Genomic DNA, 11,073 nt, shown 5'->3' on the forward strand with positions numbered 1-11,073 from the left:
TTAGTCTTCGATGATTTGAGTTTGAGATTTGGCGACTTCAATCGATCCCTTTGCCTCTGTTGCAGCCTTCTTCCCAATTAGCCTTTTCGCTAAATGCTTATGCTCAACATATACAGGACCTGTAGGTTTTCCGTCTGGACCATTCAATTGAATAGCCATATAGTCCTCGGCTGAATTGAAAGAAATTTTTTCTCCCTCAATCTTTTTGTCTTTCTCCGTTTCTTTTATTTTTGCTGACATTTTATAATATTTTTAAGGTTATGCAGCAGGTTTTTGAAGCGCTGCTTTTACTGTTGCTAGGTTCACTTTAACGATACCAGGATAATGAGCTGGTGCAGCATTTAGAACAGAGAATACTTCTCCGATGGCTGTATATTCGTTTTTGATAAATTGATCATCATACTGACCTCTTCTGAAGATAAATCCAGTGTGGATCTCTTTATAAATTCCGAACTCACCAACTAAAGCTGTTCCAGCATCCATTTTTAGAGAAGGAACCAGCCTTACACCTCCAATTCTGTTTCCGTTAGCATCGATGTATGGTTTCAATTGCAGATTTCCATTTGCATCCTGCGTGTAGATAGCAGCATCAATATCAACCGGATTCATTACAACAGCATCCGGAATAAATCCAAGCGCTTTAATTTGTTGCATAGTAGCGATGATTGCAAGCCCGTTATCAGGGTTGATCAATGTATCATCTAAGGATGAAGAAACATAAGCGGTTGCATTAGCTTCGATAGTCTCAATGATACCATCTTGCCATGCTGTCAGCACGTCTCTTTCAAACATTTCAATGATAGCATCCAGTAACGCTTCAAAATCCATTTCAAATTCTTCCGTCCACTCAATACGACCAGCGTATTTTTTTCTTTTAGTGGCTGTATTTTGGAACTTATACTGAACTAAAGGCTTAATACCTCCTTCAGCAACAACAGCAACTGCGCCTTCACCTGGTACTTGTTGTTTTTTTACTACCATTTCTGGCACTTTGGATCTTTGGTTATTTCGGATAATTGAAAGAATAAAGTTCTCAGGAACTCTGATCATTGCAATATCGTTATCCATTTCAAAAGTTCCGGTAGGGAAGTTTTCAAGGCCTGCGACATTGGTAACTGTACCGTTGTTTGTCATATGCATTGCAGCAACCTTTTCGATAATGAATTTCTTTGATCCTTTTTCCTTGAAATTCTTTACAATTTCTTCGTGATTCTCTTTGATAACCGTATGAAGGAAATTCTTTAATTCAGGACCTACTTTTGATTTCATAGCCTCCTTAATTGCATTTACATCTTCCATCACGGTAGCCATATCTTGACCCGCTTTATCCTGGTTTGAAACGATAGGCTTTAAAGCTTCAGCAATAGAAGCGTCCAGTTGATCTTTTGCAACTTTGTCTTCATGAGTCTTTTTGTCAGCCAGATACTTTTCTTGTTCGTCCGGCGACATAGCATTAATCTCTGCTACTGTTTTGTATTTAAAATCCATTTTAAATAAATAAGTTTAAATTAATAATTGGTTTCTGTTCACTTTTTGGAGTGGCGGTCGCCGGGTCCGGTGTATCTTTTTCTGTTTTTGTTGAAGTGTCTGTAACGGGTTCAACTGACATGGTAGGTGTAGCGAAGTTAGAACCGAACACTACAGCACTACCTTCTCTTATTTGCTGTTCTAATACAGCCCAGAAATAGCCGTACTGATCAACATCTTCTTTATTTGCAATTTTAGGATAGTATTTATCCCAAACTTCCTTTTCTTCTCTATTCCATTCAGCTTCTGAATTGATAGCAAGTTCAATCTGAATATATCTTAATCCTGCTGAATGTTCTTTTACATAGCCTTTAGCGTATTGTTCAAACATGAATGGATTGCGGTCTTTTCTTAACCGGGCATAGAACACAAGACATTCTGTGCTACCTTCGTAATCGAAGCCTAAATCTTTCCAGCTAATAACTTCTACTTTCAATTCGATTTCATCTGAAATAATTTTATCAAATTGTGCTTTGTGAGCTTCCAGTAATAGAACCCTTTTCGCGTTCTTCACTGTACGGTTCCAACTGCTATCTATTGAAACATCACTGTGTGAATCAAAAAGGTTACAGCTATTGATAACCACTTTTACATCCAATACGTTGATCTCTTCAAATCGTACTTCACCAGCTTTTAAAGCTTCTTTCTTTTCATTAACAGCGAATGAATAGGCTATGCTGTCAGACTCTTTCATCTGAAGCATTTTATTAGCCTTTAAAAGAGCCTTATTTGCAGACAATTCTTTAAACAACTCTTCTTTTGTTGCGAACTGTTTGCCTGGGAATTCTTTTACTGTTATCATTTCTTTACCGTTTTATTTTTAGAAAGGATCTCTTTCTTTTTTTCTAAGTCTGCTTTTAAAACCGGATCTAAATCTTTGCGGTTTAAAGCCTTTTCAATTTTTATGATCACTTCTTTTTCCATTTTAAGTCTGTTTAAAGAATTCGGTTAACTGGTTATTGATCAGAAATTGATCATATGGAGCATCCGGGTATACGGTTTTGTATCTTTCGTATGCATCAATACAAGCTGAAATTGACTGTACACGCTTAAGCAAGCCTTCATTTTTCAATTTCTTAGTAGTTTCAACTACTGCTTCAACATGTTCGTATGAACCTATCAATCTTGTTCCTTTCCTCTTGAAGTATTCAGGACTCTTGTTTGTTAAAGTATTGCAGAAATTATCTGTAATAGTCTTTGCAGGACCTAAAGTAAACCTGGCTTCAGAGAACTGTTTATTTTCGTATGTGGAATCTCCAAAGTAGTCTTTAGGTATTGAAAGTCTGGTTCTTACATTTTCCTTTGCATTATTCTGCATTTCGATATTCTGAAGCTTTTTGTTATCTCTAACCATATCCAGCTTCTTATATGGAATGTTTGTAACAATGATATCTCCAATTTTACCTCTTCCGGCTCCATATTTACCACGTCCACTTAATTTCTCTTCTGCATCATGCTTCTGATCATCAGCAGTAGGAGCGTGATCACTCTTTTCTTTGGATAAAACAGAATTAACAGGGCTATTGACTAAATACGCCATAGTTTCCTGTGAACTTATAAGAGTGTGTAAATTGGAAAGTAAAGGGAATATTCTTGATGTTGGATTAAAAAAATTACGGCTATTAAAACCTTCTTCAGAAAATCCCTTTTGGGGAATTCTATCATAGAAATAAGCAAGCTCGTACAGCCTCAGATCCCTGCGTTCCGAACCTTCTAATTGCTCTTTGAATATCAACTCCGAAATAGCTTTCTTTGTCAATAAATAAGGGTTTTTAATCCTTGGTGTAGATAATCTGTTGAAGTCTATATTGTATAACTGAGCATCTGATCTTAGATTTCCATTTTTGAAGAAATTTCCATAGCTAATTGATATCCCAGATGTCAAATTATTAATAACCATTTCTGAAATTAATTCAGATTGATTTTGTAGACCGTTCGGCTCCTGTAGAAAAGAAACGTATTCTGAATTTGGAACTTCGTTACCTTTGGAATCAACTTCCATTAGTTTCACCCTATTGCATGTATCAACATAAATATCTATGCAGTCAGATAAAAAGAAACATTCAAAGTAGTATGACTTTAGATTTTGGTAAGGGGTGTAATAAGGGGTTCCTATTCCAAGGTAGCTCAAAAGATTAGCAGGCTCATAGTAGAAGTGAGTTCCGTCATCTAAACGCTCATAAGGGGCGCTTCCGCCTCCCCATGATTTTACAGCCGCATAAATCGCATTATCTAATTTGGTTAAAATACTCACTAATACTTTGTTTTAAAGCAAAAGTAAATACCTGTTATTATGGTGTTGTGAAGTATAAAGCAGAAACAAAAAAAACAGCCTGTTAAGACTGTTCTAATTTTAATTCTTCTTGCTGGGTAGCAAAATATAGATTTTGTAGCTGATGTACATATTTTATTTTCTTGTATTCGAATAGAGTTCTATTTACATCTTGCAGTGTAATTCCTTTATCTTTATTCCAACATATCCACTTTTCTTTTTGAATTTTCAATAAATACATGTCTAATGATTCGGAATGAAAAAATCCAAACTCAAGCAACCACCACTCATTTAAAGGTATTCCAACGATGGTGTCATATGGGAATCTAAATCCTTTCTCGTCTTTCATTCCATCTTTAGTGAGTTCATGAACTACGATTTCATTAAAAGTAAAAGTTTCAACACCATTACTTACAACAGCGTTTAAAATGTTTCCTATTCTCAATTCTTTTGCATCCATATGGCTGTGAAATTAATTCATTTTCTCGGTATATATTTTCATAAGCTCTGTAATTTCCACATGAAATTTTGTAAACGCTGCAAAAGCATCCGATTCAATCGGGTTTGCCTTCTTCTGTATTTTATACACCGGAAGACCATCATTCTTTTTGTATAAAATACTGAGTATATCAACATAAGCGTTAATATCTTCAATAAGCTTATCATTACACTTTCCTTGAGCGTGTAAGATATTGAAAAAGCCTACTATCTCGGTAGCCTTGATTCTATTTTCTTTCTTGATCAATCCGTGGATTAATTTTGCTTCTGTGTTTGTCATATTCAAATTTAATTATTTTGGCAATATTTATTTTTTTTTAAATAACCCAATTGTTATTTTGGGTTTATTAAAAACCCACTGGGTTTTTTGGGTTTTTATTTTAACCCAATTTATATTTTGGGTTTTATAATTGGATGTTATAATATTCTTTAACACCCCATGAAACATATTCTGTAGCGTTCATATAGTGATCATCTTTTTTTACCGGCTTTCCGGTAGGAGTATCATTGATATATTCCCATTGATAACGGTCTAATTCATATTCAAACTTACCCTTTTCATCATATCCGTTCTCTTTATCATCTAATCCTGCATCTTCAACGTAATAGAAAATACAATTACTCATAAAATCAAACCTTGCCTTATATGTAGGCTTGTTTGTCTTGAATAGATTTAGATTGTAATTCGATCTTAAACCATTTGTTAAAGGCATATCGCTGCCTGGATCTGCGTCACTACTATCAGCCCAACCAATAGACTTGTTTCCAGGAATAGCGCCGGCAGCAATTAATTCTTCACCTAAAGGATTTCTCATTTTATTCATAGGCCTGTATAAGCAAGGTAGTATGTAAAACGATCTATCCCCGTCAAATTTAACCTTTACAAAGGCAGAAGGAGAAGCAGAACCATAATCTAACCCCATGAACTCCATTAGGTCCAAAGAATCGTATTTCTCCCTTGTGATAGGATAGAAGTTATGATGAATTCGTTTCGGGTTTTCTGCCTTTAATCCAAGTCCGTAAACTATCCACTTATATTTGTTAATTGTTTTACGCTCCTTGTTTATTTTATGTACAGGCGGTTCATGATTTCCTGTTACTGGCTTACCTTGATACATTATCTTTCCGTCAATAACTTCATAGGAATCAGATTCCCAAGGCTCATAACCTAAAATCTTCATCTTTTGACCAGCTGGACAAAATGGATTATCCCGGAAAGTGGAGTAAATAACCTTACATCTTGGATTCTTTACAAGCTTTTCAGCCCAAGACAACCCGACTGGGTTAATATCTATAATAACCTGATTAGAACGTTGGTCAATCTGATCAAACTCATCTTCTCCAATTTTGTAAGGTTCGTTTAGCCATGCAATATCCTGAGTGGTTCCGTGTGCATTTGTTTGATCTGCTCCTTTAGGTGAAATAATTGAACCGTTTTTAAATACAATTGGAGTAGTATTTCTATTCATCCGCATTGTTCGTCCGGATAATGGAATAAGCTTCCTAAAATCCTTCCAAATTGTGTCAGTCAAAGCCTCGCGGCTATCTCTCCATATGTTAATATGCAAATTTGGCGTATTCTCAGCCTCTCTTAAAGTCCATTCTTCTAACGACCATGATTTAGAACTCCTGGAAGATCCTTCGTGAATAATATATTTATATCTGGGAAAAGCTCCAAAATCTTCTTTTTCACAATACGAGTAATAAAGTCCTGATTCATAAGTAAGCAGCTTATCAGCTTCATACTTTTTCTCTGGCACTTTTACAAAAAACTCTGTTGCAATAGCTTCATCACCACTATCTAAGTAAATTCGCCCTTCATTGTCGAAAAGACGAATTCTCAAAGAAGCGTAGAAATCATGCTTTACAAAGACTTCTGTTACACCGTATTTATATTTCTTCATCTACCTTCAATTCTTTTTTAAGATCCTCGTAACTTCTGCCATCTTCAAGCACCAAAGGAATGGAACCAGGTATTTTTTCACCGTCAGAGGTAAGATCAAGCTTATCACCGTATTTTTTCGGAGCCATTTTTGAAATAGCCCATTTGAGTGTGTCTACCTTTAATTTTCTATGTCCTAACATATCTCCCTGGGTCTTTTTCATTTCCTTTTTCCCTTCTTTACCGCCTTTTTGAGTCATTTCAACAGTTTCTCCAATTTCAGGAGTAAAAGCGATTTCAATCATTTCGTCAAAAAAAATATCGGCCCTAATCTCGCAGGCGCGCGCGTACCGTTTCGCTTTGGATTCATCGTCTTCTAACCATTCAAAGAAAGTACTAGGAGAAGGTGACCATTTTTCTTTTAAAATCTGTCTAATAGGTAACCCATCATCTGCAATAGCATTTATTATCCTATTGAAAACCTTATTCTTTCTTTCTTCTGTGTAAGCCATGATTAATAATCTTCTGTACAGCTAAATCCTTTCAATAAAAGATCAGCCATTAATTTATTTTTTTCGGATTCTGTCTTGCAGGTTACTTCAAAGCGAAATACAGGGACATACGTTTGCTCTTCCGGTTCTTCTTCATCTTCTGATACTACAGGAAATTTTACATCAAGGCCCCAGTCTTCAAGCAAATCAGTGTCCCATTCGTTCAATAACATATCCCAGTCCCATTCACCGCCGGAAACATTATCCTTTATTAAAAATTCTCTTTGCTGCTCTTCTGTGAGGTTATCAGCAATAATAATGGGAACTTCTTTTAATCCGGCTTCCTGACATGCTTTTAATCGCATATTTCCCCCAAGAACTACCATATCACCGTTGACAACTATCGGCCTTATTTCAAGCATTTGAGGAAATTCCTCAATGGATTTTACCAACTTTCTAAACTTGTCATCCTTTATCAATCTGGGATTATTAGGATTTACCTTTACTTCTGATATTTTTACTTTTTTTGTTTTCATTTTTTCACCAATATATTTACAGGATTCTTACCTTTTTTGATTAGATATTTATCTACAGCCAAAGCCGCACTTCTTATATCATCGTATAGTTTCCCGACACCTGCAGCCATCGAAGCCTTATATCTTATTTTCCCATGCTGATGGACTTCTGTTACAGACTTATACTGCGTTTTATAGTGTTTTGCTGTACATGTTTTCATGATTATAGTGTTAAATACCAGTTAATAAGTTTTACTATATCGTTGAAATTCCATTGAAAGGAAGCATGATAACCGAGACCTTTAAGCTTGGAAATTGTTTTGCTTTGCTCCTGAATGTGCTTATTGCTTTTAAGTTCTCCGTTGAGTTTATAGGGTGATTCAACTTTTAATTCGATGAATAAACCATGATACCCACCTTTAGGATAGAAAATCAAAAGATCAGGGGTTTTAAATCCTGGCTTCTGGATCTGTGAGTTTCGTATGGCTTGAAATTTTGTAAGCTTTACACTTGCGATAGTATCAGACATGAAAAACAAATCCGGATGAACCGCCCTTAAATAGGTGCAAACTCTTTTTTGCAGATCAAATTCAGGTTGCTGTTTCATTGTTAAGCCGTTTTCCAGGTTCTATTTTCAACTATCTTTTGAATACATGGTATAGATACCTTGTAAGCATCAGAAAGTTGTTTTAAAGTCTTTCCATTGCGCTTGTCAGCTCTTATTTCCCTGGCTTTTGATGGGTTTATCAATGCCATTCCGTGATTTATACCCGAAACCCTGGGAACTCTTTTTACAGTTCTTAAAACAACTGAACGCCGGGAAACCCACCTTGTGTTGTTTGCTTGATCATTCCTTTGGTTTCTGTCCAGGTATTCTAAAACTTCATTTTCTTCTGGCTTTCTATTGAAAAGCGTAGCGCACAATCTTCCAGCACTAAAATTTTTCTTTCTGCCAAACCTATCTACTAAAACCACTTTAAACCTGCTGTTTTGGTCCAAAGATTTTTTTAGTATAACTGGCTTTCGCTTAACCACACTCTTGACCCTTGAATAATTTGATACTTCATACCTATCTTCATATCCGGGAACTTCTTCCCAAATTTCACCAGGCAAATTCTCCAACTCCGTACTTAACGTGTCTTTTACAGTAATTAATCCTTTCATTTATGCAGTTTTTAATAGTTTATATTGGGTTATCTAAGTTTGAATACTTCTCTTTAACAACAGGTCCTGAAATCAATTTAGAACATAGCTCCATAGATAAATCAGGAGGATGGTTTTCAAGCCCTTCCAGTATTTTTCTAAGAATAAATTCCTGATCATTAGAAAGATTATATTCTTCATTAAATTTTTCAACAACCTTGTTTATTTTATTATTTAATAATGTAAGTTTACAATTCATTATAGCATTTATTTCAAGTATTACTTTAAGTGTGAAACAAAAATAATAATAAATTTTTACATTATTTTTTTGCATAAAAAAACCTCCCTTGAAAAAAGGAGGTTGTGTTTTTTTTAAAACTGTATACTTATTTCTTTCTAATTCCGAGCCATTCGCCCGTCTCAGGATTATAATCATGAATATAGCCTATAGGCGCCTCGAATAACTCTATAAATTCACAGTTAAAAGCAGCTGCTATTTTTTCCAAAGTTTTAAGAGGTGGCATTCTGGCAGATGTTTTATAATTTGAAACCTGTTGATCACTCACGTTTATTTTGTTTCCCAATTCTTCGTTGGAAAACTTATTTTTTTTCTGAAGCTCAGCAATTCTTAATACCATATGACAAAGATATAAATCTTTCAATATTTAAATACAACTTATTGTTGTATTTAGAATTATTATAAATTACAACTATTTGTTATTTTTTTACTTTATCTCTTGTTTTGTTACAACTATTTGTTGTATATTTGTATCAACAAAAACGATAACAATTAAAATTACAACGTCATGACATTGATCTTTTCTAGTGAAATAAAACAATTTGAATCTAAAGCAGGTAAATATTTCAAACTTGTCAAAGACATTTACTTTTATGGAAGTGATAGTTTTATTTCAAGTGGCGAAATCGTTAGATGTGATGATATAAGAGTGAGAAATGATGGCAAATCCCAATGGTCAGAATTTGATAATTACCGTTTGGAAATAAAAGTTAATAATCTTGACTTTGGCATTAGAGAAATTAAACTTTCAATATATGATGTTAAAAACATTAAAGACATTGAAGATTATTTTAAATCAATTTTTCAGAAAATATAAACCAAACAAGTTTAAAAATTCACATGGTTAGTTTTTCCGGGTGGCGTTTTGATCCATCATGTCGCCCGGGTTTTTACGGAAAACCACAATTATACAACCCAAACATCAAATAAATTCGTAATATGGAAATCAACACAATAATTTTAATTGTAATACTTTTGTTTTTAGTAATAGCAATCTTAATGTATTTAAGAGAGTCCGCAAAAGTAGATAAGAACTATGATAGACTATCTAAAATGTTCGATGAACTTAAAAAGGACTATGACGATCTTTTAAAAGAACATCAAGACTTATTAAAACTACTCAAATAAAAAACACCCTGGAAATTCCGGGGTGTTTGGTATTGTGGGTTTCCGTAATTAATAATTATCTGCATTATATTTGTAAGATACTAAATCACCATACTTATCATAAACAGCTTCAAACATTATTTGTATAACTTCTGTTATCTCAATATCTTTTGGCTTTATAATGTTCATGTCAAAGTCAGGATATAACTCTTTAAAATCTCCCATAAACATTGAACCTATCACCAAATCTCTATTATCTACAATGCAATAATATTTTGTTCCATCATTTAGCTCACTTGTTTTCTTAGGTTTCTTCTTAAAAAAGAAAATTGCTTCGTAATGTCCTCCATAGCTACCAATCCACACCTTTTTAATTTGCGTCTTTGGATGTATATATTTTGCGATAGGAATTTTTGTTTTCATCTTTACAGTATTTCAAAGATTATACATTTTGATGGGTTGAAGGTCCTGGATTCGGCTCTTTCCCATTCAATCCTATTTTTATGACGCTTTTCCCAATTCATTTCGTTTTCTTTGAACTTCACAGGATTCTCTCCCCAATGGTAGCCTGAAGCCTCGATAGAAGAAATGAAGGATTGCATTGGCGGAAAGAAATCATCATTTAATGGCTCTTTAGATACATAATCCCAATTCCAAGAAACTAAAAATTCGCTTATTTCGTTTTTGATCAATGATCTTAAAATCTCCTCAGTAAGCTCTGAGCCTCCACATATAGGTTTAACCTTATGCCCGTGATTAACTATATTTGGATTATTAAAAGCATGCATTAACGCCCATTCAATTGCACATTCAGCTTCTGTATCATACTCCACAATAAGGAGTCTTTTATTTGTTTTTATCTCTAGCTGTTTCATTCTAATTTCCGTGTTTAATTACAAAATATAGTTTCCCTGGTTCTGCTCCCCATTCTGGATTTCCTTCTCGGATCTCAATTCCTGCATGTTTAAACTCTAAAATCTTCTCGGTATCTGTTGATTTTGGGTAACCTAAAGTCATTTTATTAGTCGAGAAATACTTCATTCTATTTTTTGAAAAATGATCTCTATGTTCAATAATATGACTAATTACACCTTGTTCATCCCTCCATGTATCCCTGTTAAAAATTGGCTGAACAAGACGTTGTATCCAATGCTTGTTTATTTCTCTATAATCTTCGGTTTTAATTCCGGCTTTCGTCATTTCAAACCATTTCTTTTTTAGTGAAAGTTGTAGATTCATGATTCTTTAATTTTAAGTTCTTCCCCGGTAAGGGCGAAAAATAAGTTCTGCAATTCGTGAACATACCTTACATATCGTATTGATTTTTCATCATCGCAAAA

Annotated in this window: 19 protein-coding genes; 1 reads left to right on the forward strand and 18 read right to left on the reverse strand. The window is 34.3% G+C overall.

What is annotated here, in order from left to right; all coding sequences use genetic code 11:
• The 15 genes from FFS26_RS15755 to FFS26_RS15820 form a co-directional block, all read right to left on the reverse strand.
• Window positions 1–240, reverse strand: a complete 240-nt coding sequence (locus FFS26_RS15755; RefSeq protein WP_137905504.1) for a hypothetical protein — start codon at window positions 238–240, stop codon at window positions 1–3.
• Window positions 241–258: 18 nt separating this feature from the next.
• Window positions 259–1,488 carry a hypothetical protein gene (locus tag FFS26_RS15760; RefSeq protein ID WP_137905505.1) on the reverse strand — a complete coding sequence of 410 codons (1,230 nt, stop codon included), beginning with the start codon at window positions 1,486–1,488 and terminating at the stop codon, window positions 259–261.
• Window position 1,489: 1 nt separating this feature from the next.
• Window positions 1,490–2,329, reverse strand: a complete 840-nt coding sequence (locus FFS26_RS15765; RefSeq protein ID WP_137905506.1) for a hypothetical protein — start codon at window positions 2,327–2,329, stop codon at window positions 1,490–1,492.
• Window positions 2,326–2,451, reverse strand: a complete 126-nt coding sequence (locus FFS26_RS22900; RefSeq protein WP_262710323.1) for a hypothetical protein — start codon at window positions 2,449–2,451, stop codon at window positions 2,326–2,328. The genes FFS26_RS15765 and FFS26_RS22900 overlap by 4 nt, the downstream gene beginning before the upstream one ends.
• A gap of 1 nt (window position 2,452) precedes the next feature.
• A complete protein-coding gene (locus FFS26_RS15770; protein ID WP_137905507.1) occupies window positions 2,453–3,781 on the reverse strand; it encodes a phage portal protein in 1,329 nt (442 codons plus the stop codon).
• A gap of 82 nt (window positions 3,782–3,863) precedes the next feature.
• The gene (locus tag FFS26_RS15775; protein ID WP_137905508.1) at window positions 3,864–4,259 is read right to left on the reverse strand and encodes a hypothetical protein; all 396 of its coding nucleotides are present in this window, start codon (window positions 4,257–4,259) and stop codon (window positions 3,864–3,866) included.
• Window positions 4,260–4,271: 12 nt separating this feature from the next.
• Window positions 4,272–4,577: a hypothetical protein gene (locus FFS26_RS15780; RefSeq protein ID WP_137905509.1), complete on the reverse strand. Its 306-nt coding sequence runs from the start codon at window positions 4,575–4,577 to the stop codon at window positions 4,272–4,274.
• 124 nt (window positions 4,578–4,701) lie between these two features.
• Window positions 4,702–6,201 carry a phage terminase large subunit gene (locus FFS26_RS15785; RefSeq protein WP_137905510.1) on the reverse strand — a complete coding sequence of 500 codons (1,500 nt, stop codon included), beginning with the start codon at window positions 6,199–6,201 and terminating at the stop codon, window positions 4,702–4,704.
• Window positions 6,188–6,691, reverse strand: coding sequence for a hypothetical protein (locus FFS26_RS15790; RefSeq protein ID WP_137905511.1), 504 nt, complete (start codon window positions 6,689–6,691; stop codon window positions 6,188–6,190). Before FFS26_RS15790 ends, FFS26_RS15785 begins: the two co-directional genes overlap by 14 nt.
• Before the next feature lie 2 nt (window positions 6,692–6,693).
• The gene (locus FFS26_RS15795) at window positions 6,694–7,206 is read right to left on the reverse strand and encodes a ParB N-terminal domain-containing protein (protein ID WP_137905512.1); all 513 of its coding nucleotides are present in this window, start codon (window positions 7,204–7,206) and stop codon (window positions 6,694–6,696) included.
• Entirely contained in the window at window positions 7,203–7,406 is a 204-nt protein-coding gene (locus tag FFS26_RS15800) for a hypothetical protein (protein ID WP_137905513.1), read from the reverse strand. Before FFS26_RS15800 ends, FFS26_RS15795 begins: the two co-directional genes overlap by 4 nt.
• Window positions 7,407–7,408: 2 nt before the next feature.
• Entirely contained in the window at window positions 7,409–7,792 is a 384-nt protein-coding gene (locus FFS26_RS15805) for a hypothetical protein (RefSeq protein WP_137905514.1), read from the reverse strand.
• 2 nt (window positions 7,793–7,794) lie between these two features.
• On the reverse strand, window positions 7,795–8,349 hold the full coding sequence (locus FFS26_RS15810; protein ID WP_137905515.1) for an NUMOD4 domain-containing protein: 555 nt from the start codon (window positions 8,347–8,349) through the stop codon (window positions 7,795–7,797).
• A gap of 19 nt (window positions 8,350–8,368) precedes the next feature.
• Complete coding sequence (locus FFS26_RS15815) at window positions 8,369–8,587, reverse strand: hypothetical protein (protein ID WP_137905516.1); 219 nt, start codon at window positions 8,585–8,587, stop codon at window positions 8,369–8,371.
• A gap of 127 nt (window positions 8,588–8,714) precedes the next feature.
• Window positions 8,715–8,966, reverse strand: a complete 252-nt coding sequence (locus FFS26_RS15820; RefSeq protein ID WP_137905517.1) for a helix-turn-helix domain-containing protein — start codon at window positions 8,964–8,966, stop codon at window positions 8,715–8,717.
• A gap of 168 nt (window positions 8,967–9,134) precedes the next feature.
• Here FFS26_RS15820 and FFS26_RS15825 point away from each other — a divergent pair, with 168 nt between their 5' ends.
• Window positions 9,135–9,443 (forward strand): hypothetical protein, encoded by a 309-nt coding sequence (locus tag FFS26_RS15825; protein WP_137905518.1) that lies wholly within the window; start codon window positions 9,135–9,137, stop codon window positions 9,441–9,443.
• A gap of 359 nt (window positions 9,444–9,802) precedes the next feature.
• On the opposite strand, the gene FFS26_RS15835 is transcribed toward FFS26_RS15825, so the two are convergent.
• The 3 genes from FFS26_RS15835 to FFS26_RS15845 are packed head-to-tail and all read right to left on the reverse strand — an operon-like array spanning window position 9,803 to window position 10,972.
• Window positions 9,803–10,156: a hypothetical protein gene (locus FFS26_RS15835; RefSeq protein ID WP_137905520.1), complete on the reverse strand. Its 354-nt coding sequence runs from the start codon at window positions 10,154–10,156 to the stop codon at window positions 9,803–9,805.
• 2 nt (window positions 10,157–10,158) lie between these two features.
• Entirely contained in the window at window positions 10,159–10,608 is a 450-nt protein-coding gene (locus FFS26_RS15840) for a hypothetical protein (RefSeq protein ID WP_137905521.1), read from the reverse strand.
• Between the two features lies 1 nt (window position 10,609).
• On the reverse strand, window positions 10,610–10,972 hold the full coding sequence (locus FFS26_RS15845; protein ID WP_137905522.1) for a hypothetical protein: 363 nt from the start codon (window positions 10,970–10,972) through the stop codon (window positions 10,610–10,612).
• Window positions 10,973–11,073: the final 101 nt, after the last annotated feature.

The sequence above is a fragment of the Chryseobacterium sp. 2VB genome (assembly GCF_005503635.1).
Classification (GTDB): Bacteria; Bacteroidota; Bacteroidia; order Flavobacteriales; family Weeksellaceae; genus Chryseobacterium; species Chryseobacterium cupriresistens.

What these genes read in the sequence shown, in the direction of transcription:
- FFS26_RS15775 (WP_137905508.1), bottom strand. Translation starts at nt 4,259, where the DNA reads ATGGATGCAAAAGAATTGAGAATAGGAAACATTTTAAACGCTGTTGTA.
- FFS26_RS15765 (WP_137905506.1), bottom strand. Translation starts at nt 2,329, where the DNA reads ATGATAACAGTAAAAGAATTCCCAGGCAAACAGTTCGCAACAAAAGAA.
- FFS26_RS15795 (WP_137905512.1), bottom strand. Translation starts at nt 7,206, where the DNA reads ATGAAAACAAAAAAAGTAAAAATATCAGAAGTAAAGGTAAATCCTAAT.
- FFS26_RS22900 (WP_262710323.1), bottom strand. Translation starts at nt 2,451, where the DNA reads ATGGAAAAAGAAGTGATCATAAAAATTGAAAAGGCTTTAAACCGCAAA.
- FFS26_RS15800 (WP_137905513.1), bottom strand. Translation starts at nt 7,406, where the DNA reads ATGAAAACATGTACAGCAAAACACTATAAAACGCAGTATAAGTCTGTA.
- FFS26_RS15755 (WP_137905504.1), bottom strand. Translation starts at nt 240, where the DNA reads ATGTCAGCAAAAATAAAAGAAACGGAGAAAGACAAAAAGATTGAGGGA.
- FFS26_RS15840 (WP_137905521.1), bottom strand. Translation starts at nt 10,608, where the DNA reads ATGAAACAGCTAGAGATAAAAACAAATAAAAGACTCCTTATTGTGGAG.
- FFS26_RS15825 (WP_137905518.1), top strand. Translation starts at nt 9,135, where the DNA reads ATGACATTGATCTTTTCTAGTGAAATAAAACAATTTGAATCTAAAGCA.
- FFS26_RS15845 (WP_137905522.1), bottom strand. Translation starts at nt 10,972, where the DNA reads ATGAATCTACAACTTTCACTAAAAAAGAAATGGTTTGAAATGACGAAA.
- FFS26_RS15785 (WP_137905510.1), bottom strand. Translation starts at nt 6,201, where the DNA reads ATGAAGAAATATAAATACGGTGTAACAGAAGTCTTTGTAAAGCATGAT.
- FFS26_RS15820 (WP_137905517.1), bottom strand. Translation starts at nt 8,966, where the DNA reads ATGGTATTAAGAATTGCTGAGCTTCAGAAAAAAAATAAGTTTTCCAAC.
- FFS26_RS15815 (WP_137905516.1), bottom strand. Translation starts at nt 8,587, where the DNA reads ATGAATTGTAAACTTACATTATTAAATAATAAAATAAACAAGGTTGTT.
- FFS26_RS15790 (WP_137905511.1), bottom strand. Translation starts at nt 6,691, where the DNA reads ATGGCTTACACAGAAGAAAGAAAGAATAAGGTTTTCAATAGGATAATA.
- FFS26_RS15810 (WP_137905515.1), bottom strand. Translation starts at nt 8,349, where the DNA reads ATGAAAGGATTAATTACTGTAAAAGACACGTTAAGTACGGAGTTGGAG.
- FFS26_RS15805 (WP_137905514.1), bottom strand. Translation starts at nt 7,792, where the DNA reads ATGAAACAGCAACCTGAATTTGATCTGCAAAAAAGAGTTTGCACCTAT.
- FFS26_RS15760 (WP_137905505.1), bottom strand. Translation starts at nt 1,488, where the DNA reads ATGGATTTTAAATACAAAACAGTAGCAGAGATTAATGCTATGTCGCCG.
- FFS26_RS15780 (WP_137905509.1), bottom strand. Translation starts at nt 4,577, where the DNA reads ATGACAAACACAGAAGCAAAATTAATCCACGGATTGATCAAGAAAGAA.
- FFS26_RS15835 (WP_137905520.1), bottom strand. Translation starts at nt 10,156, where the DNA reads ATGAAAACAAAAATTCCTATCGCAAAATATATACATCCAAAGACGCAA.